Below are 23,679 nucleotides of genomic sequence, written 5' to 3' on the forward strand. Positions count from 1 at the left end.
CGACCAAACCGCGCTCATTGCCCACACGGAGAGCCTGCAACCTCAATGGTTGTTGAGGTCAAGGGTTCCCGGTCGCGAATGACGCAGGAGGACTCACCCGCGGAGGATCTTGGCCGGGGTGATCGGCAGGTCACGTACGCGTACCCCGACGGCATCGAAGACCGCGTTGGCGACGGCGGCGGCCACCCCGGTCGCACTGAGTTCCCCGATGCCCTTGGCGCCCAGCGGTCCGGCCCGGTCGTCGTACTCGTCGACGAAGGCAACGTCGATCAGCGGTGGGATGTCCGCGTTGACCGGCAGCGACACCCCGGACAGGTTCTGCGCGTGCCAGCGACCGAGTTTCGGCTCGAAGTGGCTGGCCTCCATGGTGGCCTTGCCCCAGCCCCAGACGATGCCGCCGATCATCTGGGCCCGTGCGGTACGGATGTTGACGATGCGACCGGCGGCGTAGCCCCCGGTCGCCCTGCGCAGCCGGACGAGTCCGAGATCGGGATCCACCCCGACCTCCACCAGGACCACCCCGAACGTACGGACCGCCACGTCGCTCGGTCCGGCGTCGACCTCGGCACCGCCGGGCAGGACGAACGAGCCATCGACCACCAGTGGCGTGCCGTGCCGGGACAGCAGCCGGGTGACCGCGACCGCGTCCGTACCTCGGCGCAGCTCACCGTCGGCGCAGTGGACCTCCGACGGATGCCACCCGGCCAGTTCGGCGAGACAGTCCCGCAGGCGGGTGGCCCCGTCGAGTACGGCGGCACCGACCCCGATGGTGGTGGCCGACCCGTAGCTGGGAGGGGCGGCTGGCAGCGAACTGTCGCCGGTCCGGGTCCGGATCTCGTCCGGTGCGAGCCCGAGCACGCTCCCGGCGATCTGCGGGAACACCGTGTGCGGCCCCTGGCCGATGTCCGCGAAGCCGCCTTCGAGGGTCAACCTCCCGTCGAGGTCCATCCGTAACCGCACCCGAGCGGGGAAGCGGAACTGCCCCTGGGTCGCGTCGGCGAGCCCGCACCCGATCCGCCAGTCCCCGTCCCGGGTGCCGCCCCTCGGTCGGGTACGCCAGCCGAACCGGCGGGCGCCCTCGCCGTACGCCTGGACCAGCTTCTTCGACGACCAGGGCTTGCCGGTGGACGGCTCCCGGTCGGCGTGGTTGATCAGCCGTAGGTCGATGGGATCGATGCCGGTGGCGCGGGCGAGTTCGTCCATGGCCGCGCCGAGCGCCCAGGTTCCGGGACCGTCGATCGGGGATCGCAGGAAGGTCGGCAGGTTGACGTTGCCGCGCCGTACCCGCTGGGACAGCGTGATCGACGGTGCGGCGAACAGGGCCCCGGCGGTGACGGATCCGAACTCGACGTAGTCCTCGGTGAGGGCGGTGGTGTTGACGACGTCGTGCCGGATCCCGGTGAGTGTGCCGTCGCCCCGGGCCGCGAGCGTCACCTCGTGTTCCATCAGCGGCTGGTAACCGACGATCGAGTACATCTGCGCGCGGGTGAGCACCAGCTTGATCGGCCGGCGCAGCACGCGGGCGGTCATCGCGGCGAGGATCTCGTGCGGCCAGACGTACGCCTTCGCGCCGAAACCGCCACCGGTGTAGTGGGAGATGACCCGCACCCGGTCGGCGTCGACACCGAAGACGGCGGCAAGGGTGGCCCGTACGCCGAAGACGTGCTGTACGGAGTCGTACACGGTCAGCCGGTCGCCCGCCCAGACGGCGAGGATCGCCGACGGCTCCATCGGGTTGTTGTGCCGCGCGGGTTGGGTGTAGGTCCCGGTGACGGTGACGGCGGAGGACCGGACGGCGGCGGCGAGATCACCGAGCCCGACGTCGAGCGGGGCGAGTTGGGCGTAGCCCGCGTCGAGCGACGGGGTACGGATCGGGGCCGTGTCGGGAACCGTGAACGGTGCCGGCTCGATCGAGACGGTCACCCGGGTGGCGGCTTCCTCCGCGGCCTCCAGCGAGTCGGCCACCACGATCGCCACGGGTTGGCCGTGGTAGAGGATCCGGTTGTCCTGGACCGGCACGTGCCTGGTCGCCAGCGGCGGGATCGGCGCCTGCGCGAAGCCGGCGGCGGGCGGTGGCAGGTCGCCGGCAACAAGAACGGCGACCACCCCGGGTACGGCCAGTGCCGCCCGACGGTCGATCCCGGTGACCCGTCCGGCCGGCACGGGCGCGCCCACCAGTACGGCGTGCAGTTGCCCGTCGAGGTGGTGGTCGGCGGCGTACCTCGCCGCGCCGGTCACCTTCGCCGGTCCGTCGAGCCGGGCGACCGGGTCCCCGATCCGGGTCATGGTCGCGCCGCCGGTGCCCCGGCCGCTGCCTGCTCGATCGCGCGCAGCACTGCGTTGCGGGCCAGTGGGATCTTGTGCGCGTTGTGCGGGAGCGGGCGGGCGTCGGCGAAGCCGGCGGTGACCGCCGCCTCGGCCTCGGTCGATCCGACCGTGCTGCCGATCAGGAGCTGTTCGGACCGGTCCAGGCGCCAGGGGCGCATCGCGACGGATCCGAGGGCGATCCGGGCGCCGCGGATGGTCGTACCGTCGAATTCCAGCGCGACGGCGGCGGCGACGATGGCGTACTCGTAGCTGGCACGTTCGCGGACCTTGACGTACGCCGACCGACGGGCCGTGCCCGGTATCTCGATCCGGGTGACGATCTCGTCCGGCCGCAGCACATGGTGCGCCGCCGGATCCTGCGACGGCAGGACGTGCAGGTCGCGGGCGGGTATCCGACGGCCGCCCCGAGCCGACTCGGTGACCAGGACCGCGTCCAACGCGGCCAGCGCCGTTGCCGGGTCGGCGGGTTGCACCGCGACGCAGTCGTCCGTCCACCCGAAGATGGCGTGCTGGTCGCTGATGCCGTGCCGGGCGGCGCAGCCGGAACCCGGCCGGCGCTTGTTGCACGGCGTCGGCGTCTCCGAGCGGAAGTACGGGCAGCGGGTGAGTTGCAGCGGGTTCCCGCCGATGGTGGCCAGGTTGCGTAGTTGGGCCGAGGCCGCCTGGTGGATCGCCTGGGTCAGTACGGGAAACCGGTCCCGGACCAGCGGGTGCCCGGCGACGTCGTTGAGTCGGGTGAGCGCGCCGATGTGCACGGTCCCGTCCACCAGGTCGATCGCGGACAGGTCCGGAAGTCGGTTGATGTCCACGACATCCGTGGGACGTGACAGTCCGAGCCGCATCCAGTTGACCAGTTCGGTGCCACCGGCCAGCACCACGGCGCCACCGGCGTCCGCAGCGGTCGTCGCGTCGTGGAGATTGTCGACCCGGTGGTAGGTGAACGGATGCATCCCCTCACCCCACCGAGGCGGCCCGTACCGCGGCGGTGATCTGCGGGTAGGCCGAGCAGCGGCAGATGTTGCCGCTCATCCACTCGCGGATCTCGTCGTCGTCGCGGGTGTGGCCCTCGCTGATGCAGCCCACCGCCGACATGATCTGTCCGGGCGTGCAGAAGCCGCACTGGAAGGCGTCATGGTCGATGAACGACTGCTGGACCGGGTGCAACCGCTCGTCGCGGGCGAGGCCCTCGATCGTGGTCACCCGGCGCTCGTGCAGCGACGCCACCAGGATCATGCACGAGTTGACCCGCCGCTCGTCGACCAGCAGCGTGCAGGTGCCGCACTCGCCCCGGTTGCAGCCCTTCTTTGTGCCCGTCAGATCGAGCTGTTCCCGGAGGAGGTCCAGGAGAGTCGTCCGGCAATCCGACTCCCGGTCGATCTCCACGCCGTTCACCGTGAACCGGGTACGCACCGTGGGCGGTGGGTCTGGCGTGGGCTGCACGGCCAACCTCTGCTCCCTTGCCGGACCGGACGCGGCCCAGAGTCAGATGGGTTGGCGGGCCGCGCCAGTCGACGATATCGGGGCAGAAAGCCGGCTCTGTGCCGTTTAGCGAATTGCGCCGGGTTTGCCCTCTATTGAGGTCGCGCCCGGCGGTTCGACCGCTCCACTAGGCCTGGCGGCTCTTCCACCGCGGGTTGGCCCGGTTGAGCACGATGACCCGGCCACGACGGCGAACCACCACCGAGCCCGGCCGCTGCTTCAGGGACCGTAGCGAACTGCGAACCTTCATGACTGCCTCCATCCGGTTCCGGAACCGACCGGTTCGGCCGGTCCGCTCTCAACAACGCCCCCGGCACTGTCAGGATTCCCTGGTGAGCAAGGGTGGACCGGACGTGGGAGCGATGGGGCGGGTGGGTGTTTTGTCGGATTCTGGCGCACCGGTGCCGGGCCCGGCGGGACGGGACGACCGATGACCGACACCCCGTCGTCACGGATGCGTGGGCGGACCGTACGCACCCGTGAGATCACCGCGCCGCTGCGGATCTTCATCCGTACCGAGGCGGGCAGCGCCGGTGTGCTCGTCGCGGCCATCATCGCGGCACTGGTCTGGGCGAACGTGGGTCCGCACTCGTACGAGGCGGTCTGGGGCACCCAGTTCGAGATCCGGCTCGGCGACTTCGGCACCGTCCACGAACTGCGTACCTGGGTGAACAGCGGACTGATGACGCTGTTCTTCCTGGTCGTGGGGCTGGAGGCACGCCGGGAGTTCGACCTCGGCGACCTGCGCGACCGGCGGCGGTTCGTCCTGCCGTTCACCGCCGGTGTGGCGGGCATGCTGCTCCCGGTGCTGATCTTCCTGCTCGTCAACCGGGGCGGCTCCGGCGCGCACGGCTGGGGAGTGGCGATGTCGACCGACACCGCGCTCGCCCTCGGACTGCTCGCGCTGCTCGGACGGGGCGTACCGGACCAGGCGCGGGTCTTCCTGCTCACCGTCCTGGTGGTGGACGACCTGGTCGCGCTGGTGGTGATCGCGGTCGTGTACAGCGACGACATCAAGCTGATGCCGATCATCATCGCGATCGCGATCTTCGGCGTACTGCTCGGTCTGCGTGCCCTGGGCCTGCGGCGCGGTGTCGTCTACGCGCCCTTCTGCATCGCCCTGTGGGCCGCGCTGCTGGCCAGCGGCGTGGATCCGGTGGTGGCCGGGCTCGCCATCGGCCTGACCGCGACGGCGTACGTGCCGCCACGCGGCGCCCTGGAACGGGCCACCGGGCTGTTCAAGCTCTTCCGGGAACAGCCGACCGCGGAACTCGCCCGCTCCGCCACCCTCGGGCTGACCCAGACGCTCTCCCCGAACGACCGGCTGCAACGCATGTACCACCCGTGGACGAGCTACCTCATCGTCCCGCTGTTCGGGCTGGTGAACGCGGGCATCGCCATCGACGGCGACTTCCTCGCCCGCGCCTTCACCTCCCCGGTGACGCTCGGCATCCTGCTCGGGTACGTCATCGGCAAGCCGGTCGCCATCCTCGGCGTCTCCTGGCTGCTGACCCGGCTGACCGGCGGCCGGGTCCGTCCCACGGTCGGCTGGGCGGCGGTCCTCGGCACCGGCACCATCGCCGGCATCGGCTTCACCGTCTCGCTGCTGATCGCCACCCTGGCCTTCGAAGAACCGCAACTCGCCGAGGCGAAGATCGGCGTACTGGCCACGGCGGTCGTGGGGTCGGTCCTCACCTGGGCCGTGTACCGGGTCACCAACTCGCTGCCGAAGCCCCGCCGGGCCCGTGCGCTGCTGGGCGACACCGAACAACTCGTCGACCTCATCCCGCCCGTCAACCCGGACCGGGACCACGTACGCGGGCCGGCGGACGCCTCGGTCACCCTGGTCGAGTACGGCGACTTCCAGTGCCCGTACTGCGGGCAGGCCGAACCGGTGGTACGCGAACTGCTCTCCGACGCCGATCTCCGTTACGTCTGGCGCCACCTGCCGCTGACCGACGTACACCCGCAGGCGCAACTGGCGGCGGAGGCAGCCGAGGCGGCGGCGGCCCAGGGCGCCTTCTGGCAGATGCACGACCTGCTCCTCGACCATCAGGACAAGCTGCAGATGAACGACCTGCTCGGGTACGCCGACCAACTCGGCCTCGACCGGGAGCGGTTCCGCAGCGACCTGGTGGAGCACGAGCACGCCGGCCGGGTGGCCCGGCACCTCGAGTCGGCCGACCTCAGCGACGTCTCGGGCACGCCCACCTTCTTCATCAACGAACAGCGCCACTACGGGGCGTACGACATCTCGACCCTGACAACGGCGATCAGGACGGCCCGTGCCCGCGCCCGGATCGGTGCCCGCCCGAAGTGAGCCCGCGCGGCGTCCGGGTCTTCTCCCGCGACGGTTGACCTCGTGGAGCGGCCCGCGTCACGGCCCGGTGTGGATCAACGGTGCCCACAGTTCGGGCCGGTCGGGCTGCTCCTCCCGGACCCGCGCCACCGCCCGGTCGAGCGCGTACGCGGCGCCACTCGCGTCCGGTTCACCCCCGGCCGTGAGGTGGCCGTACACCGCCTCGGCGACCTGGGCCGCCACCCGGTCCGAGACCGCCCACTGGCTGCCGATCACATGCCGGTACCCGGCGAGTTGCAGCGCGGCCGTCAGGTGGATCGCCTCGTCGGGCAGGTCCCGGCCGCCGGCGGCGGTCCGGCAGGCCGACAGGTAGGCCAGGTCCGCGCCGGTCGTCGGCCCCGCACCGGAACGCCCGGACAGGGCGGGGCTGGACGACAGGTCCAACACGCTGAGCCGACCGTCGCTCAGGTGCAGCGCGCTGGCACTGGGATGGTCGAAGTCCTGCCGGGCATGACAGGCGAAGTGTGCCCAACTGTGCTGGCCGAGCGCGGCGAGGACCGCCGAGGTGGTCGCACCCGGCCCACTGAGCAGCCGTACGCCGGGCAGGTTCGCGCCGACCGCCCGAAGTTCGTCGGCGACCGCCGGCAGCGGCGCCTGACCCGGCGTCTGGGCCAGGCCGACCGCGAACACCCGGGGTGGTCGGGCCGGGGCGGGCCCGGACCGGGCCCGCAGCAACGCGCCCAGACCCGACGTGTACGAGGAGACCACCCGCGCCGTCACCGTCGGCCGGCGCCGATCGCGCAGTGCCCTGCCCGCGCCGTACCGCCCGGCGGCGTGCAGGGGCAGCATGGTCAACGGTCCGGTCGGGCACCACCACACCCGGCGCCGACCGGTGGACCCGTCCACCCGGGCCGGGCCGATCCCGGTGGACCCCGTCGGCACCGGGCCGAGGATCTCGTCCAGCGCCGCGCAGACCGGCTCGGCCATCGTGTCCCACAGCCACCGCTGGATCGAGATCAGGGTCTGCCGCAGGTGCGTACGCGCCAACGCCCCGCCGCCGGACTCGGCCTCGCGCTGTGCCGCCAGGAGCGCGCCGGCCCGGCTCTGGGCGGTGTCGTGGTCCAGCCACGGCAACGGGACCGGGTACACCTCGGTGGGCGTGACCACCAGCGCGTCGCTGCGCCACCGGCTGGTGCTGACCATGATCACGGGCCCGTGGTCGGCGGCCCGCCGCAGCGACTCGAACCTCGGCGCGGCAAGGAACTCCTCGAAGCCCGGCTGGCCGCGGGCCTCGGCGAGCAACCGCTCCCAGCGTTCGGCCAACCGGCGCACACGGTCGGCCTCGGCGACAGCCGGTGCACCGGCACCGCCACCGGCCGCCATCGTCAGAAACTCGAACCTGGTCGCCGGATCGCCGGCCCCCGGCATGCCGGTCGACCAGTCCGCGCCCTCGCCGTCCAGTGCCCGGCGGGTCTCGTCGAGCCGCGCGGCGAGTTCCGGCGCCGCCGCCGCCAGCGTGGACAGGTCGCTGCGGGTCTGTACCGCCTGGGACCAGAGCACCTGACGCCCGTGTTCGAGCAACTCCACCGCCCGACGCGGCTGACCGGCGGCGAGCGCCCAGGCCGCCGCGTCCGCACCCAGCCCGGCCGTCTTCGCCAGCCGCTGCTCCTGCACGGAGCGGTCCAGCCCGCGCCAGGCGAGCACCGGCAGCAGTCCCACCGCGACCGAGTACGCCTCCAGCGCCAGCTCGGCGTCACCGACCTCGGTGGCGGCGGCCGCCCAGGCGGTCGCGGCGCCCATCTTCACCTCGATCGGCCCGATTCTCGACCCGACCGCCGCCCGCCACAGACCGACCGCGGAGTCCAGGTCCTCCGCGGCCCCGGTGAACATGCTCCGGACCCGGTACGCCGTGGCCAGTACGCCCAGCGCCCGGGCCCGGTCCGGGTTGCCCGGAGACAGTCCGGACAGTGCGACCCGTCCGATCCGGACCGCCTCCTCCACACCGGCCGGGTCCCGGCTGAGCCGGGCCTGGACCAGCACCATGTTGGCCAGGTTGGAACGGTGGATGGCGAGCCTCGGGTCGTCGTCGGAGGACCCCTCGACCGCCTGCCGGGCGGCCTGCACCGCCGCCTCGGCATGGGCTCCGGAGTCACCCTGGAGGAGGTGCCCGAACAGCACCACCGCGTGGTTGGCCAGGAACTGCGACCTCAGCTGCGGGTACGTCGGCAGCATCGTGATCACCTCACGGCTGGTCCGGGTGGCCTCCTCCAGATCGGCCAACGGACCACCCCGCATGTGCCGTTGCCAGAGGGCGTACGAGAGGTTGGCCTTGACGAGCATCCGCTCGACGTGGTCGGCGGGCATCCCGGACAGGACGAGCCGGCACAGGTCGACCGCCTCGTCGACGTCCGCCATCCGCCCCAGTGCGACGAACCGGGCGATCAGGCAGAGCGTCAGCATGCTCTGGCTGACGAACAGACCGATCGGCTCGTCGACGGTGGCGACCGCCTCCCTGATCAGCCGTACCGCCGTGTCCAGGTCGGCGAGCTGGCCGAACCGGCCGTACCGCAGGCGGTGCGCGTACCCGAGGTTCCGCAGTGCTCCCGCCCGGTCCGGGTGGTCCGGCCCGGTGTTGGTGAGGGCCGTCGTCGCGGCAACGATCGCCTCCTCCAGGTCCGTGCGCTGTCCGGTCGCCTCGTACCGCTGGCACAGCGTCCAGCAGAGCTGGGACAGGGTCAGCGGGGCGAGCGGGCTGTCCGGCGACACCAGGTCGACGGCGGCCCGTGCCAGTTCGACTGCCTGGTCCAGGGAGGCCCCGGGGGCGGACTCCCGGACTTGCAGCACGATCACCTCGCAGAGCGTCACCAGTGCGTACGGGCGCTCGGGGGCGTTGCCGGGCACCTGCCGCAGCAGTTCCTCGGCCCGTGCGATGGCGGTGAGGTCTCGCTGCTCCCGGTAGCGGTCGAGCAACTCGATCGCCTGGGTGACGGGATCGTCGCGTTCCTCGGACACGGGCACCCGACCAGTAGATTGAACGGTGCGTGTTACCGTCAAGACCCTTCGTCGAGGGAGTCTCTACAGTGGATCGTTCGCTCGCGTCTTCCGAGCGGCTGGCCCTGGCCTACCTCTGCACCCACCTTCCGGCCATCCGGGACCTCGCCGAGGCGGGCTCGTGGTCCGAAGATCTCGAGTGGTCGATCGACAAGGTGCGCGACGGCGGATCCGCGGTCGCCGCCTGCCGCGAACTCCGTCTGCCCCACGGTGAACCGGACCCCGCCGAGGAAACCCGCCGTTCGGGTGCGGCCGGACCGCCCGGCAGTACGGGTGCCCGGCTCGTCGGGCTCCCCGAGGTGGTCCTGACCGGGCAGTACCGCTGCCCCTCCGGCCGCTGTGCCCGCCGGGGCCAACGCGACGACCGGGGCCGCACACCGGTCTGTGAACTGTCCGGCGTCACCATGCTGTTCCACGCCGACCCGTGATCGAGATCCTGCTGGGCGAGGTCGGCCGCCGCCTGTCCGACCGGTGGCTGATCCGGGCGGTCGGCCCGGGGCTGCTCTGGTGTGCGGTGGCGGCACTCGGCCTGTTCCTCGGCCACCGCCAGCCGTTCGGGTTCGACGACGCGCTCTACCGGGCCGAGTCCGGCATCGACGAGCTGCTCGATCGCCCGACCCTGGCCGTGCTGAGCGCGGTGCTGGCCGTACTCGTCGCGACCGTGGTCGGCCTGGTCGCGCGGGCCGTCGGCGCGCTGGTCCGGGCCGGCTGGCTCGGGCAGTGGCGCGGGCCACTGCGCGGCGGGGCGGCCAGGCTCGCCGCGCGCCGCCGGCAACGCGTCCTGACCCGGCTCGGCGCGGACCGGACCACCCTGCCGGCCGCGTACCTGCCGGAGCGGCCCACCTGGATCGGGGACCGGGTACGGCTGGCCGACGTCCGGGTGGGTGCGCAGTACGGCCTGCGTCTGGGACTGATCTGGCCCCGGCTGTGGGTGCTGCTCGACACCGAGGCCCGTGCCCTGGTCCACGACGCGCGGGACCGGTTCGAGCAGGCCGGCACGCTCGTCGGCTGGGCGGTCCTGTACGCCGCGCTGGCGACCGTGTGGTGGCCCGCGTTCCCGGTCGCCGTCGTGGTCGCCACCTACGGCTGGTGGCGGGGTAGGCAGGGCGCCGGGCTGTTCGCGGACACCGTGGAGTCGATAGTGGATCTGCACCACCGGCGGCTGGCCGAGGCGCTGGGGCACCCCACCGAGCCCGGCCGGCCGCTCGCGTTCGCCACCGCCGATGTCATCAACGACCAGTTGCACAAGGGCGCCAGCCCCTACCCGCAGCGCCAGGACTCCGGTGCGGTGAGCGAGACCACGCCCAACTCGGATTCGACCGGGGCGAGCGTCAGCCGGGAACGCCAGCAGGTCGCCCGACCGCCGCTTTCCGGGACGGTGTGAAACACGACGTTCGCCTCCGGCCTGCCGCCCGCGCCGGTCCGGAGCCCGATGAGGGTCGCCCTGGGGTAGGGACCGCGTCGTACCAGCTCGGCGAACCTGTTCCGCTGCGTCGCGTCGGGCGCAGCCCCGGCCCGCCCGGCGAAGGCCTGCTCCTGGTCGTCGGCGCTGATCGCGCAGAGGAGATCGGAGACGGCGAGGGCGGCCGCACCCACCCGTGGGCTGTCCTTGGACAGGCCGGGTCCGATCTCCGTCTCGAATATGCAGATCAGCGGCAGCGGCAACCTGAAGGGCGTCGGTCCCAGTCTCGACAGATCCGGTATCCCCGGCAGGCCCGGTGCGGTCGGCAGCCAGCGGGGGAGTCCGGTCCCCTCCGGCGCCCCGGCCGGGTTCTGCAGCAAAGACCGGTACGGTGCCCCGGTCGGCAGCCGGCTCACCGAGGTGCCGCCGTCACCGCCGTCACCGCTGTTCACCACTCCGGCGATCACCGCGACGAGGATCGCGAAGAGCGGGACGATCCACTCCCAGGCCGGTCGTCCGACGGCGATGGTGGACGCCCGCCTGGCGGTTGCCGCGCCGACCCCCTGACCCGGTCGGTAGCCGGTCGCCCCCGGTGTCCGGCCCGCCGGCCCGGCGCCCGCCCTGCCTGCGGCTCGGGCCGTTCCCGCTCGGGCCGCACCCGGCCGGTCTCCGGCCGGATTCCGCCGCAGTCCCGTCAGCCGGATCCGGCGCCGCAACGGCGGTCGCCGAGGTCCGTCGGGGATGCGGTTGATGACCGAGTCCAGCTCGGCGATCCACTGCGCGGGCGGTACCCGCCGGTCCGGATCGGGGTCCAGGCTGCGCGCGGCCAGTACGCGCAGCGTACGGGGCAGGTACGGTGCCGCGGCGGCCGGATCCCGCAGGTGCTGGTGCCCGGCGAACAGGCGGACGGCAAACAGGCCGAGCTTGTACGCGTCACTGGCCGCAGTGGCCAACTCCTCCGCCGGCACCGCCGGCCGTAGTGCGGGCCCGTCCGAACCACCGCCGGTGTCCCCGCTGCGGCGGCTCGGGCCGGGGTCCCCGGTCCCGTCCGTGGCCGGTCGGTCCGCCGAGCGGCCGACCGGATCGTCGCCCGTACGGCTCGGCACCTGCCACTCCGGCGTCTCCGCCTGCGCCAGGACGGAGTCGCCGTCCAGTCGCATGGCGTCGCAGTCGATGAAGTAGCACCGGGGCCGGACGGTCGCACTGAACAGAAGGTTGTTCGGGGAGAAGTCGCCGACGGCGATCCCGAACCGGTGGAACAGGGCCAGCGCCTCGGCGGTGTCCCGGAGCAGTTCCATCCGGAACCGGTCGCCGATGTCGAGCCCCCGGGCGTGCAGGTATTCCTCGCTGTTGAGCAGATACTGCGCCTGTGCGAGCACGGTCGCCGGCCCGCTCGGCAGGTCCAGCGTGATCCGGTAGTCGTCCGGCACCCGGGGCATCAGGAAGCCCCGGACCACCCCACCCTTGCGTACGATCGCCACCGGCCAGGCGGCGAGTCGCCGCAGGACATCGGCGTCCGACTCGTCGACCCGGTCGGCCAGTTGGACGAACCGGACCAGGGAGGCGACGTCGACGTCGTCGACGAACTGTGGTGCGTACTCCTTGAAGACCAGGTCCGGGGTCTGCGCCGGGGCGTAGACGGTGCCCTGACCGCCGACGCCGATCCTGGTCAGCGGGCCGAGCCGGGCCAGGTCAACCTCGGGCACGGATGGTTCCGCCATGACCGCCCCTCGCTACGGCTCGATGGTCGGGGAGTCGGCGGTCGCCGGCCAGACCGCGAGCACGGTCCGGTCGTCGTCGTGTGCCTCCCAGGTGAAGTCGAGCAACCAGGCGAGTCCCGGCAGCGCCGGTGGGTGGGCGAGGTGCGTGGCGAACAGCTCGCCGACCGTACCGGTTCCGTCCCCCAACGGGTCCGCGAAGCCGTCGGTGCCCAGCACCAGCACGTCGCCGACGGTCAGCTCGACCTCCACCGGCACGATCGCCGTCGGCACCCGGGGCAACGCGGACACGCCGTCCGGCAGCAGTTCGGCAGGGGGGCCGACCGTCGGGAACAGCGGCGTCCACCGCGCCCCGCGCACCGTCCAGGCGGTGGAGTCGCCGACCCGGGCGAGCCAGCCTCTCGCGCGACCCGGCCCGTCCGGTCGGACGTACGCGACCACCACCGTGGTGGCGAGCAGGCGTTCGGCCGCCTGCGGATCCGGCTCGCCGGTGCCGAGTTGGCGGGCCGCGTACTCCACCAGGGACCAGCCGGCGCAGCGCATCAGGTCCGGCCAGTCGAACTCGGTCACGCCGTCGTCCAGCGCCCGCGACAGGTAGTCGACCACCGTCCGGCAGACCATCGTCGCACCGAGGTGGGACAGGGGAGCCCCGGAGACACCATCGGCGACGACGGCGATCACCGCACCACCGGGATGCGGCACGACGGCGCACTCGTCCTGCCGGGGTTCGCCCAGGTAACGGTGACTCGCACCGCGCACCGAGGCGCAGCGTACGTCGAAGTGGTCCGACGACCAGCCGTCGGCAACCAGGTCGGGCCGGTACGGCCCGGCCGACGGGCCACGGGCGGGAAAGGGCTCGGTGGGTCGTCCGATCACCAGCGGTGCCCAGGGCGCTCCGGTGTCCACGTAGGTCGCACGCGGATCGTCGGCGTCGCTTCCGTAGGTCCTGCGTGCATCGTCGGCGTCATTTCCGCCGGAAGGTACCGACCGCACATCCGTACCGCCCATGATCTCCCCCGCACCCGCCTATACGACGTCCAGCGCCATCCGGAAGTTGTCGGGTCGTTCGACCACGAGTTCGGCGTCGGCGCCACCGAGCGCCTGTCCGGACTTGATCACGCTCTTGGTGAGGGCGGCGCAGAACTCGGCGATCGCCAGACCCACCTCGACGCCGGGGGTGGCGACGAACGCGAACTCCGGTCGGGTGGCCACCCGGAGGATGGTCGCCGCCCGGGCGTCGCCGATGCCGCAGGCGATGATGTTCGGCGCCGTCGGCGTCCGTTCCCGGTCGACCAGCGTGCGGTACGGCTCCTCCCACTGCCCGGGATCGGTGGGCTGCCCGTCGCTGAGGAAGAACACCGCGGGGCGGTGCACCGAGAACCCCTCCCGCTTGAGTGCCCGGACGTCGGCGGGGATCCGGTCCAGCAGGACCGAGAAGGCCGCGCCGTAGCTCGTACCGTCCCTCACGGAGAGTCGCGGCAGTGGACCCTCCGCGCGTAGGTCGGCGAGGGCGACGTGCACGATCACGTCGTTGGAGAAGCCCAGTACGGAAAAGCGCACCTTCGCCGCCGCCATCGGCTCGCGCAGCAGGGCGTCGTGCAGCGAGGTGAGCCCCGCGTTCAGCTCGTCCACCACCGGCGACATCGATCGCGACTCGTCGGCCACAAGGTAGACCGGCAGCACCCGCCCGGACGTCTCGGACATCAACCCTCACCGATTGCTCGTAGGGAACCCGACGCACGTGGCGATCGTCCACCAACGGGGCCGGCCGGAGGAGTCACCGACTGTATCATGACGATCACAACGGTCTATGCTCCGCGCGCGGCGGCTGTCGGGACCCCGATCGACCCCCGTACCGCGTCGATCACCTCCTCCACCTCGCGGCGCGGAGTCGGCCAGCCGGGCTGGCCGTAACCGATCCGCAGGACCATCTGCGCCACCCCCGCCCGGCCCAGCGCCAGCCGCAGTTGCTCCCGAGCGGCGGGCACCTCGATCGGTTGGGACAACATCGATACGGCCAGACCGTCGGCGGCGGCGGTGAGCAGCACCCGTTGCAGGGCCTGCCCGGCGGCCACCTGGTCACGGGGATGGTCACCGGCGCAGCCGAGCACCGCGACCAGTGGCTCGGGCTCGAAGTCCCGGCCGGGAGCCCGGGTCCGTACGCCGAACGCCCGTTGCGGCAGCAGGTCCTGAGGTTCACCGGCCGGCCCGCCCGCGGTCGCCGGCACGCCGTCCAACGCGGCGTCGAGGCGGATCCACCGCGCCAGTTCCGCCTGGTAGTCGCGGTCGCGTTCGAGCACCCGGTGCGCACCGCGGACGACCTCGGCCAGCGCCTGCACGGGTGCCGAACCGATGACCAGGTCGAGCCAGCCGTCCTCCGCCCGCGCGGCCTCGACCAGCCGCCACCGCGCGTCCGGCGGCACCGGCGTCGGCCAGAACGGCATCCGGTTGCTGTGCCGTCGGGTGATGACGGCATGCAGTTCCCGCTCGCTCGGGGTCGCGGGCCGGGGGCGGTCGGGGACCAGCCGCGCCACCACGTCCGGATCCTCCGGGTACGGACGCAGCCGTACCCGCGCCGGGGTGCCGGCCGAGGCCAGGGCCAGGCGGAGGTTGAACACGGCCGCCCCGCAGCCGATCCGGGCGGCCCAGCCGGAAGGGTCGCAGGCCGGAAGCAGCCGGTCCGGGTCGACCCGGACCTCGATGCCGCCGTGCCGTAGTTGGAAGCGCCACGGCTGGCTGTTGTGCAGGGACGGGGCCCGGATCGCCGCGGCCACCGCCGGGCGCAGGTCGCTGAGGGTGTACGGGGCGAGCGTCATCGCATCCTCCCGGTGGTGGGTCCCGGTGTGCCGACCGGTGTGTCGGGTGTCCGTGCCCCCACCCTCCGTCCGGGGACCCGGTCGCGGGCAGGGGCGTCGGTCCCGACCCACCGGGCCGAGTGGCCCGACCCGTACCGGCCGCACTCTCCCCCCGCCGACCTGCACCGTCTGCCCGCCCGCCCCGGCGACCCCCGTGACCGATGGCGGGACCTTCGGCCCTGTGCACGAGCCGTCCGGGGCGGGTAGAAACGAGGGATGATCCGAGTTTTCCTGCTCGACGACCACGAGGTCGTCCGCCGTGGCCTGGCCGACCTGTTGCAGACCGCCGGTGACATCGAGGTGGTCGGCGAGTCCGGGTCGGCGCGGGAGGCGACGGTGCGGATCCCCGCGCTCCGGCCGGACGTGGCGATCCTCGACGCCCGGCTGCCGGACGGCAACGGTATCGACGTGTGTCGGGACGTGCGCTCGGTCGACTCGTCGATCCGGGGCCTGATCCTCACCTCGTACGAGGACGACGAGGCGCTCTTCGCCGCGATCATGGCCGGCGCCGCCGGTTACGTGCTGAAGCAGATCCGCGGGACCGACCTGGTCGACGGGGTGCGCCGGGTGGCGGCGGGGCAGTCGCTGCTCGATCCGGCGGTGACCCAGCGGGTGCTGGAACGGGTCCGCAACGGGGTCGAGGCACCGCGCGAGCTGAAGGCCCTCACCGAGCAGGAGCGTCGGATCCTGGAGTACGTCGCCGAGGGGATGACCAACCGGGAGATCGCGGCGAAGATGTTCCTCGCCGAGAAGACGATCAAGAATTACGTGTCGAGCCTGCTGGCCAAGCTCGGACTGGAGCGCCGTACGCAGGCGGCGGTGCTCGCCACCCGGCTACTGGGCCAGCGCCCCTGACCGGTCCATCGGACCAGGGCGGTCAGTCCAGCGGGACCCGCCAGCGCACGCTCGTGCCGTACGGCTCCGCCGGTCCGATGGTGAACTCGCCGCCCAGCCGCTCCGCCCGCTCCCGCATGTTGACCAGGCCGCCCCGCGCCCGGTTCGGGTCCGGGGGGCCGCCGCCGCCGTTGTCGTCGACGGTCAGCGTCAGCCACCCCGCGTCGACCTTCACCCGCACCGTGAGTCGGGACGCGGCGGCGTGCCGTACCGCGTTCGACAGCGCCTCGCGCAGGACCGCGAGCAACTCGGGACGGGTCGCGTCGGGTACCGCGCTGTCGACCGGCCCGACGATCTCCAGGGCCGGCCGGAATCCGATCGCCCCGGCCGCGGAGTCGACCTCGGCCCGGATGTCCGTACGCAGCGTCGCGCTCATCGGCGTACGCAGCTCGAAGATCGCCCGACGGATGTCCCGGATGGTGGAGTCGAGTTCGTCGACCGCCGCGTTGATCCGCTGCCCGATCTCCGGCCGGGCGGCCAGCGGCACGGTGCTCTGCAACTGCAGCCCGGTGGCGAACAGTCGCTGGATCACCACGTCGTGCAGGTCGCGGGCGATCCGTTCCCGGTCCTCCAGCACCACGAGCAGTTCGCGCTCCTCCTGCGCCCTGGCCCGTTCCATCGCCAGGGCCGCCTGGGCGGCGAAACTGGCCAGCAGCGGCACCTCGTCGTCGCCGCGCTGTGCCGAACCCACCGGATACGCCACCACCAGTACGCCGTGCAGCGTGCCGGCCGCGGAGAGCGGGGAGACCATGGCGGGGCCGTCGGTGACGCGTACCGGCCAGGTCGCGGCCTTGGCCAGGCTCTCGACCACGGTGTGCCGGTGGTCGGTGACCGAGGTGGCGAACGTCGCGTCGGCGGCCGGCAGGATCATGCCGACCGGTGGCGCCTCGTCGGCCTCGGCCGCGTCGACCACCTCGACCACGAACTGTTCCGCCTCCTCGTCGTAGAGCAGCACGAGGACCAGTTCGGCCTCGGCGAGTTCCCGGGCCCGGCGGGCGACCAGGGCCAGCGCGTCGGTCCGCCGCACCTCGCCCAGGAGCACCGAGGTGATTTCGGCGGTGGCGGCCAGCCACCGTTCCCGGCGGTGGGCAACCGCGTAGAGGCGCGCGTTCTCGATCGCCACACCCGCGGCGGCCGCCAGCGCGACCGCGATCTCCTCGTCGTCCTGCGTGAACTCGCGCGCGGACCGCTTCTCCGCCAGGTAGAGGTTGCCGTAGACCTGGTCCCGGATCCGCACCGGTACGCCGAGGAAACTGTGCATCGGCGGGTGGTTCGGCGGGAAGCCGTACGACTGGGCGTGCTCGGTGATGTCCGGCATCCGTACCGAGCGGGGGTCGGCGATCAGCAGCCCGAGCACACCCCGACCGCTCGGCAGGTCGCCGATGCGCGCGTGCAGCTCGGGGTCGATGCCGTGGGTGATGAACTCGGTCAGCAACCGGTCGGGGCCGATCACACCCAGTGCGCCGTACCGGGCGCCGAGCAGTTCGCACGCCGCCTCGACGATCCGTCGCAGGGTGCTGCGCAGGTCGAGGTCCGACCCGATCGCCACCACCGCGTCCAGCAGCGCCCGCAACCGTTCCCGGCTGGTGACGACCTCACCGACCCGGTCGAGCATCTCCTGGAGCAACTCGTCCAGCCGGACCCGGGACAGCGGACTCAGCCCGAGCGAGGGAGTGTCGCGCCGGTCAGCGTCCGGAGGTTCTGACGGGTGCATCCGCCGATGCTATCGGTGCGGCCGACGATCTTACGATTCTCCGACGTACAGGTTCGGTCGGTGGTGGTCACAGCGTCGCGATCTCGACCAGGCCGGCCGGGGAGATCCGTGGCGTCTGCGGCGGTCCGGGCTGGTCCGGGTCGGCGATGCCCAGGCGGAGGACCAGGTAGGGGTGGCCGAGGCCGGACAGCAACCGGCGCAGGATCTGTCGGGTGCCGGCCACCTCGATCGCCGCGCTCAGCGGCAGCACCGACACCCCGAGCGCCTCCGCGGTCAGCCAGGCAGAGGAGAGGGCCTCGCCGGCCCGCAACCAGCCGGCAGGCTCGTCGTCGTCGCCGTACAGCAGCAGGTAGGTCGCCGCCCGGTCGTGGCCGGGGCCGACCAGGAGCGTCCCGGCCCGGCCGAAGTCGCGGTCCGGCACCGTCGTCTGCGGCGCCCGTGCCGGCAGTACGCCGACCGGCAGGCCGACGCCGGCCCGTTCCGAACGGCCGGTCCAGTACGCCATCTCGGCGCGGATGGCGGGATCGGTCGACTCGACGGTGGCCGCGGCATCCGCCGCCGCGGCCAGGTCGAGGACCTGCTCGCGGGTGAGCACCTGAAGGCGGGCCCGGCCGGTGACCGCCTCCTGGATGGCGGCCAGGGCCGGGGCGGGCACCGGCTGGTCGCTGACCGGCCGGCGGTCGGTACGCCGGGTGGACGAGGCGTCGAAGAGTTGCTTCGCGCGGGGCGTCACCGGAGTCCGGGTCTCCGCCGTCAGCGTGGCGAGCAGGTCCGGTCGGGCCGGGTCGGCGGTCCGGTCCACCTCGGCGGCCCAGCCCTGGGCCCGCAGCGCCACCAGCGCGTGGTGCAGCGCCGCACCGCAGCTGATCGCCAGCAGCCGCCCCTGCGGGTCGGTGGCGAACAGTTGCCGGTCGCGTTCGGCGAACAGTTCCAGCCGGTCGGGGTGGGCCGACCACCGCCACGGCTGGGTGTTGTGGATCGAGGGCGCGTATCCCGCAGCCACCGCCGCCCGGGCGAGCACTGCCGCGGGTGCACGGTCCGGTACCGAAGCCGGGTCGACCATAGCGATTTCTCCTGTCGTCACATGTACGTGTCGGGTGTCCGGTGGTGGCCCGGCCCCGCCAGGTCGGCGGGGCGGGCCGGGCGTGCGTGGCTACCTGAGCCAGGGCAGCCGTTGCACGATCGGTAGCCGGGCCCAGGGCCGGCCGAGTCCGGCGGTGTCGCCGGCGGCGGTCAGCGCGAGTCCGGCCAGGACGGCGGCGTTGATGAGGTGGTCGTCCATGAAGACGTTGCTCTCCGGTGGCAGGACAACGGTCCACATCATCACGAGGAGCAGGCCACCGGCGACCGCGGCGACCCGCAGGCCGATGCCGAGCAGGAGCGCCACCGCGAGACCGGCGAGACCGATCATGAACAGCCAGTCGGCCCATTCGCTGCCGGCGATCGAGTTGTAGAAGCCCTTGAACGGTCCGGCGGCGCCGAAGTTCAGGAAGCCCTCGGTCGGGCTGCCGCCGTTGATCCAGGCCGACTTCGACTCGGTCTCGTGGCCGAGCCCGAAGGTCTTGTCGAGGAAGGCCCACAGGAAGGTCCAGCCCAGGGCGATCCGGACGCCGGCCCAGACGTAGCGGGCCGCCCGCTGCCGGCCGCTCTCCGCGCGCTGCTGGGTCGGGATCGCAGTGGTTCCGGGCCCCGTGTGCCGCTCGGCCATCGCGGTCATCGTCGCCACGTCCCTTCTCCGTATCCGGCCAGGCGCTCTGGCTACCTCCATTCGACGCCGGCGCGGGGTTGAAGATCAGAGGCCGTGGTCCCGTTCCGGGACGGGACTTTCGGCCCCTCCTGACGGGACTCCGGCGGGCCGTCAGGCCGTCATCTCGATCCGTTAACCTGCGCCCCGTGACCGATCATGTCGACATCACCGGTGTCCGCCGTCCCTGGTTCCGCAGTCCGAAGGTGATCGGGGCGGTGGCGGCCGTCGTCGTCATCGGAGTCAGTGCCTGGGTGGGCATCGCGGTGTTCGGCGGGGATCGTGAGATCCGGATGGAGGTCACGTCCAACTCGGGCGAGGTGGCCGGCATCAACTGGCGCGGCCCGGACGACGGCAACAAGATCCACCAGGTGGGCGGGCCGTTGGACACGGTCGAAACACCGTGGAACGAGAGCATCGAGGTGAACTCGGCGACGGGCGTGGTCGTGCTCAACGGGCTGGCGGAGCCGGGCAGTACGGCGACCTGTCGGCTGCTCGTCGGTGACAAGGTCGTTCACGAGAAGACCGGTACTCCGTTCGCCAACTGCATGGTCACCGCGCAGCGGGCCTTCCCCGCCTCCTGAAACGGGTTCTGCCGCCGGAGGACCGGCGCGGCGGGTCAGCGCTGTTGTGACCAGGCCTGCCAGAGCGTGGCGTAGTGGCCGGACTCCCGAGCGACCAGTTCCTCGTGCGTGCCGGAGTCGAGCACCCGACCGGCCTCCAGCACCACGATCCGGTCCGCGGTGACCGCCTGGGTCAGGCGGTGGGCGACCACCAGCGCCGTACGCCCGTGCAGCGCGCGTTCGGCCGCCCGTTCCAGCACCCGTGCCCCGGCGCTGCCGGCGTCGGCGGTGGCCTCGTCGAGGATCACCACCCGAGGGTCGGCCAGGATCACCCGGGCCAGCGCCAACTGCTGCGCCTGCGTCACGGAGAGCTGGTGCCCGCCGTCGCCGACCACCGTGTCCAGGCCCTCGGGCAGCGCCAGCGCCCAGTCCAGCGCCTCGACCTCGGCCAGGGCGGTGCGCAGCTGCTCGTCGGTCGCGTCCGGCCGGGCCAGCCGCAGGTCGTCGGCGAGGGGCCCGGCGAACACGTGCACCTCCTGGGTGACCACCGCGACCATCCGGCGTCGCTGCTCCGGCGGCAACTCGCCGAGCTCCACCCCGCCGAGCATGATCGTGCCCGCCGTCGGCCGGTGTACGCCCGCGACGAGCTGGGCCAGCGTGGTCTTGCCCGCGCCACTCGCACCGACCAGCGCCACCCGCTGACCCGGTGCGATGTCGAGGCTCACCCCCGACAGCACCCGTTGGCCGGGCAGGTAGGCGTACTCGACGTCGACCGCCTTCACCGAGGTGTCCACCGCGGTGGGGTGGTCCGGTGGGGTGGCCGGGGTGTCGAGTTGGGTCACCCCGACCAGCCGGGCCAGGCTCGCCGTCGCCACCTGGGCGTCGTCCACCAGCCGCAGCGCCGAGTTGATCGGGCCGAAGAGGTTGTGGAAGTAGAGCGTGGCGGCGGCGGTCGTACCGATGGTGACCACACCTGCGTCGGTGAGCAGGAAACCGACCACGAGTACGGCGGAGAGCCCCACGAACTCGGCCAGGTTGAGCCGGCCGTAGAACCGCGTGATCAGGCGTACGGCGCGCAGGGCGAGGTCGACCGCACCCCGGGACCGGTCGGTCACCTGCGCCAGGTGGCGTTCGTCGAGCCGCAGTGCCCGTACGGTCGGGGCGCCGCCGATGCTCTCCAGCAACTGCTGCTGCTGGGCGCCGACGGCCACCCGGTGCGCGGCGTACAGGGCGGGGCTGCGGCGCAGGTACCAGCGGACGGTGTGCCACTGGATCGGGACGGCGAGCAGGGCGGCCAGGAGGAAGCGGTAGTCGAGCACGGCGAGGCCGACCAGGGTCAACCCGATGACCAGCACCGAGCGGGCCAGTTCGGGCAGCGCACCGCGTACCGCCTCGGCGATGGCGGTGACGTCGTTGGTGACCCGCGAGGTGAGGTCGCCGGAGCCGGCCTGTTCCAGCCGCCCCAGCGGCAGGTGCAGTGCCCGGTCGACGAACTGTTCCCGCAGGTCGGCGAGCATTCCCTCGCCCAGCCGGGCGATCATGCCGATGCCGATCGCGGTGGCCACCGCCTGGGTGAGCGCGATGGCGATCAGCAGCACCGCCGGTACGGTGAGCGCGCCGACCGTGCCGCCGTCGGTGACCAGGTCGACGATGTGTCCCAGCAGCGGCGGGGTGAGCAGCCCGATCGCGGTGGCGGCGGCGAGTACGCCGAGCGACCCCACGGCCAGCGCCCGGCGGCCACGCAGCAGGTGCCGTACCGCCGCGGTGGTCTGGGCCGGGCTGGCGATCGGTAGCACGTGCGGGGTCACTGGTCTCCCTTGTCAGGCGTTCGACATCGATCGGGTGCTGGCGCCGGCCGGGGGCGGTGGACATCGGACGGCGGCGGCCGGCGGGTCAGGCGAGGACCGTCGTGCGGTAGCGCTCGTGGTCGCGTACCAGGTCGGCGTGGCGCCCGACGACCGGTTCGCGGTCACCGTCGAGCAGGACCACCCGGTCGGTGACGGCGAGCAGGGCGGGGCTGCCGGTGACCAGGATCGTCGTACGTCCGGCCCGTAGCTGCCGCAGTCGTACGGCGATCCGGGCCTCGGTCGCGGCGTCGACGGCGGTGGTGGGCTCGTGTACGACGAGCACCGCCGCCCCGGCGTTCAGCGCGCGGGCCAGGGCGACCCGCTGACGCTGCCCACCGGAGAGCGACCGCCCGCGTTCGCCGACCATCGTGTGCATCCCCTCGGGAAGCACCCCGGCGACCTGGTCGACGGCGGTGGCGGCGAGCACCCGGTCGAGTGCGTCCGTCGGGCCGCCGGCCGCGGTGACGTTGTCCAGGACACTGCCCTCGAAGAGCACCGCGTCGTGGGTGGCGGTGAGCATCGCCGCGCGGACCAGCGCCGGATCCAGGTCGGTCAGCGCGATCCCGTCGAGGGTCACCGTCCCTCGTTCGGGGTCCGCCTCGCGGGCCAGGTAACGGACCAGCGCGGCGGCAGCCGCCGGGTCCGGGGCGACCACGCCGAGCATCTCTCCGGGCGCCACCCGGAGGTCGTCGACGTGCAGCGGACCGTCCGCGATCCCGTGCACCCGCAGTTCGCCCCGGACCGGGGTGGCCGGGCCGGTACCGCCGGGCCGGACCGCCGGGGTGGCCGCGTGCACCTCGGCGACCCGGGCGGCCGACGCCCGCGCCTGGGCGAGTTCGGCGTTGACCCAACTGACCAACGACAGCGGGTTGAGCAGGAACAGCGCCAGTCCGACCGCGGCGATCAGCTCACCGATGGTGATGTCGCCGTGGATCGCGAGGCGGGCGCCCCAGAGGGCGACCGCGGTGATGAACACACCGGTGACGGCGATCAGCGCGCCGTCATGCCAGGCCTGTGCCTGCGCCGCGCGCAGGGTGGCGGCCAGCGACCGGCGGTTGATCAGGCGGTAGCGGGCCCAGGCGGCCTGTTCGGCGCCGATTCCCTTGAGGATCCGCAGGCCGGCGACGAGGTCGGCGGCGACCCCGGAGGCGTGCGCGGCGTTCTCCTGCTCGGCCGCGCTGCGCCGCTGGAGCAGACCGCCGAGCAGGTGCGCGACCCAGAGCACCGGGGGCGCGCCGAGCAGGATCAGCAGCCCCAGTGACACCGACATGCTCAACAGCGCGACGGCGGTGGTGGCCAGCGCCGCCAACGCCGCCGCCCCGGCGGTCAGGGCCATGTTCACCGCGCCGACCCGGCTCGCGTCGCTGGTGGCGATGTTGACCAGCGCCCCGGACAGGTGCCCGCGCTCCACCCCGCCGTACGGGGCGAGGACCCGCCCGGTCAGCTCGCGTCGGATCTGGTGGGCCGCCTGTTCGGCTGCCCGTTCACCGGCCCGTGCGGCGAACCGGTAGCACGTCGACAGGGCCGCGAAGACCACCGCCAGTACGGCGAGCCACTGCACCAGCGCCGACGTGGACCCGGTGGCCACCGCTCGGTCCACGACCACGCCGATGATCACGGGCACCAGTGCCTCGCCGGCCTGGTGCCCGATCGCGAGCAGGGCGCCGAGGGTGACGTACCGGCCCTGTCCGGTGACCGCCCGGCGCAGGATCCGGCGTGCGGTCAGTTCCCCCGCCGTCGGCGTTACAGACGGCTCGGTCGCTGCGGGCGGCTCGGCCACCCGGC

At 72.8% G+C, this 23,679-nt stretch carries 18 protein-coding genes; 4 read left to right on the top strand and 14 right to left on the bottom strand.

Features of this window, described 5'->3' with window-relative positions; translation table 11 throughout:
• Positions 1–93 precede the first annotated feature (93 nt).
• The 4 genes from OIE47_RS31520 to OIE47_RS31535 all read right to left on the bottom strand — a co-directional run bounded on the left by OIE47_RS31520 (position 94) and on the right by OIE47_RS31535 (position 4,057).
• Entirely contained in the window at positions 94–2,286 is a 2,193-nt protein-coding gene (locus OIE47_RS31520; RefSeq protein ID WP_326558169.1) for a xanthine dehydrogenase family protein molybdopterin-binding subunit, read from the bottom strand.
• Positions 2,283–3,278: an FAD binding domain-containing protein gene (locus OIE47_RS31525; protein WP_326558170.1), complete on the bottom strand. Its 996-nt coding sequence runs from the start codon at positions 3,276–3,278 to the stop codon at positions 2,283–2,285. The genes OIE47_RS31520 and OIE47_RS31525 overlap by 4 nt, the downstream gene beginning before the upstream one ends.
• Positions 3,279–3,282: 4 nt before the next feature.
• Complete coding sequence (locus tag OIE47_RS31530; RefSeq protein ID WP_326558171.1) at positions 3,283–3,774, bottom strand: (2Fe-2S)-binding protein; 492 nt, start codon at positions 3,772–3,774, stop codon at positions 3,283–3,285.
• 160 nt (positions 3,775–3,934) lie between these two features.
• Entirely contained in the window at positions 3,935–4,057 is a 123-nt protein-coding gene (locus tag OIE47_RS31535; protein ID WP_326558172.1) for a 50S ribosomal protein L36, read from the bottom strand.
• 180 nt (positions 4,058–4,237) lie between these two features.
• On the opposite strand from OIE47_RS31535, the gene nhaA reads away from it, so the two are divergent.
• A complete protein-coding gene (gene nhaA, locus OIE47_RS31540) occupies positions 4,238–6,127 on the top strand; it encodes a Na+/H+ antiporter NhaA (RefSeq protein ID WP_326558173.1) in 1,890 nt (629 codons plus the stop codon).
• Between the two features lie 57 nt (positions 6,128–6,184).
• On the opposite strand, the gene OIE47_RS31545 is transcribed toward nhaA, so the two are convergent.
• A complete protein-coding gene (locus tag OIE47_RS31545) occupies positions 6,185–9,124 on the bottom strand; it encodes a CHAT domain-containing protein (RefSeq protein ID WP_326558174.1) in 2,940 nt (979 codons plus the stop codon).
• Between the two features lie 62 nt (positions 9,125–9,186).
• Here OIE47_RS31545 and OIE47_RS31550 point away from each other — a divergent pair, with 62 nt between their 5' ends.
• A complete protein-coding gene (locus tag OIE47_RS31550; RefSeq protein ID WP_326558175.1) occupies positions 9,187–9,585 on the top strand; it encodes a hypothetical protein in 399 nt (132 codons plus the stop codon).
• Positions 9,586–10,417: 832 nt separating this feature from the next.
• On the opposite strand, the gene OIE47_RS31555 is transcribed toward OIE47_RS31550, so the two are convergent.
• From OIE47_RS31555 to OIE47_RS31570, 4 genes are all read right to left on the bottom strand, one after another.
• Complete coding sequence (locus OIE47_RS31555) at positions 10,418–12,280, bottom strand: hypothetical protein (RefSeq protein ID WP_326558176.1); 1,863 nt, start codon at positions 12,278–12,280, stop codon at positions 10,418–10,420.
• A 12-nt stretch (positions 12,281–12,292) separates the two neighbouring features.
• The gene (locus OIE47_RS31560; protein ID WP_326558177.1) at positions 12,293–13,153 is read right to left on the bottom strand and encodes a protein phosphatase 2C domain-containing protein; all 861 of its coding nucleotides are present in this window, start codon (positions 13,151–13,153) and stop codon (positions 12,293–12,295) included.
• A gap of 150 nt (positions 13,154–13,303) precedes the next feature.
• Entirely contained in the window at positions 13,304–13,981 is a 678-nt protein-coding gene (locus tag OIE47_RS31565; RefSeq protein WP_326558178.1) for a vWA domain-containing protein, read from the bottom strand.
• A gap of 104 nt (positions 13,982–14,085) precedes the next feature.
• Positions 14,086–15,093: an Acg family FMN-binding oxidoreductase gene (locus tag OIE47_RS31570; RefSeq protein ID WP_326558179.1), complete on the bottom strand. Its 1,008-nt coding sequence runs from the start codon at positions 15,091–15,093 to the stop codon at positions 14,086–14,088.
• A gap of 255 nt (positions 15,094–15,348) precedes the next feature.
• Here OIE47_RS31570 and OIE47_RS31575 point away from each other — a divergent pair, with 255 nt between their 5' ends.
• A complete protein-coding gene (locus OIE47_RS31575) occupies positions 15,349–15,987 on the top strand; it encodes a response regulator transcription factor (protein ID WP_326558180.1) in 639 nt (212 codons plus the stop codon).
• Positions 15,988–16,009: 22 nt separating this feature from the next.
• On the opposite strand, the gene OIE47_RS31580 is transcribed toward OIE47_RS31575, so the two are convergent.
• From OIE47_RS31580 to OIE47_RS31590, 3 genes are all read right to left on the bottom strand, one after another.
• Positions 16,010–17,740: a GAF domain-containing sensor histidine kinase gene (locus OIE47_RS31580; protein ID WP_326558181.1), complete on the bottom strand. Its 1,731-nt coding sequence runs from the start codon at positions 17,738–17,740 to the stop codon at positions 16,010–16,012.
• Between the two features lie 67 nt (positions 17,741–17,807).
• Positions 17,808–18,803 (bottom strand): Acg family FMN-binding oxidoreductase, encoded by a 996-nt coding sequence (locus tag OIE47_RS31585; protein ID WP_326558182.1) that lies wholly within the window; start codon positions 18,801–18,803, stop codon positions 17,808–17,810.
• A gap of 90 nt (positions 18,804–18,893) precedes the next feature.
• Positions 18,894–19,466 (bottom strand): hypothetical protein, encoded by a 573-nt coding sequence (locus OIE47_RS31590; RefSeq protein WP_442792008.1) that lies wholly within the window; start codon positions 19,464–19,466, stop codon positions 18,894–18,896.
• Between the two features lie 167 nt (positions 19,467–19,633).
• On the opposite strand from OIE47_RS31590, the gene OIE47_RS31595 reads away from it, so the two are divergent.
• Positions 19,634–20,068, top strand: a complete 435-nt coding sequence (locus OIE47_RS31595; RefSeq protein WP_326558183.1) for an MmpS family transport accessory protein — start codon at positions 19,634–19,636, stop codon at positions 20,066–20,068.
• Positions 20,069–20,103: 35 nt separating this feature from the next.
• Here OIE47_RS31595 and OIE47_RS31600 read toward each other — a convergent pair whose 3' ends face one another.
• A complete protein-coding gene (locus OIE47_RS31600; protein ID WP_326558184.1) occupies positions 20,104–21,855 on the bottom strand; it encodes an ABC transporter ATP-binding protein in 1,752 nt (583 codons plus the stop codon).
• 85 nt (positions 21,856–21,940) lie between these two features.
• The gene (locus tag OIE47_RS31605; protein WP_326558185.1) at positions 21,941–23,674 is read right to left on the bottom strand and encodes an ABC transporter ATP-binding protein; all 1,734 of its coding nucleotides are present in this window, start codon (positions 23,672–23,674) and stop codon (positions 21,941–21,943) included.
• Between the last annotated feature and the right edge of the window lie 5 nt (positions 23,675–23,679).

The organism is Micromonospora sp. NBC_01796, from assembly GCF_035917455.1.
Taxonomy (GTDB): domain Bacteria; phylum Actinomycetota; class Actinomycetes; order Mycobacteriales; family Micromonosporaceae; genus Micromonospora_G.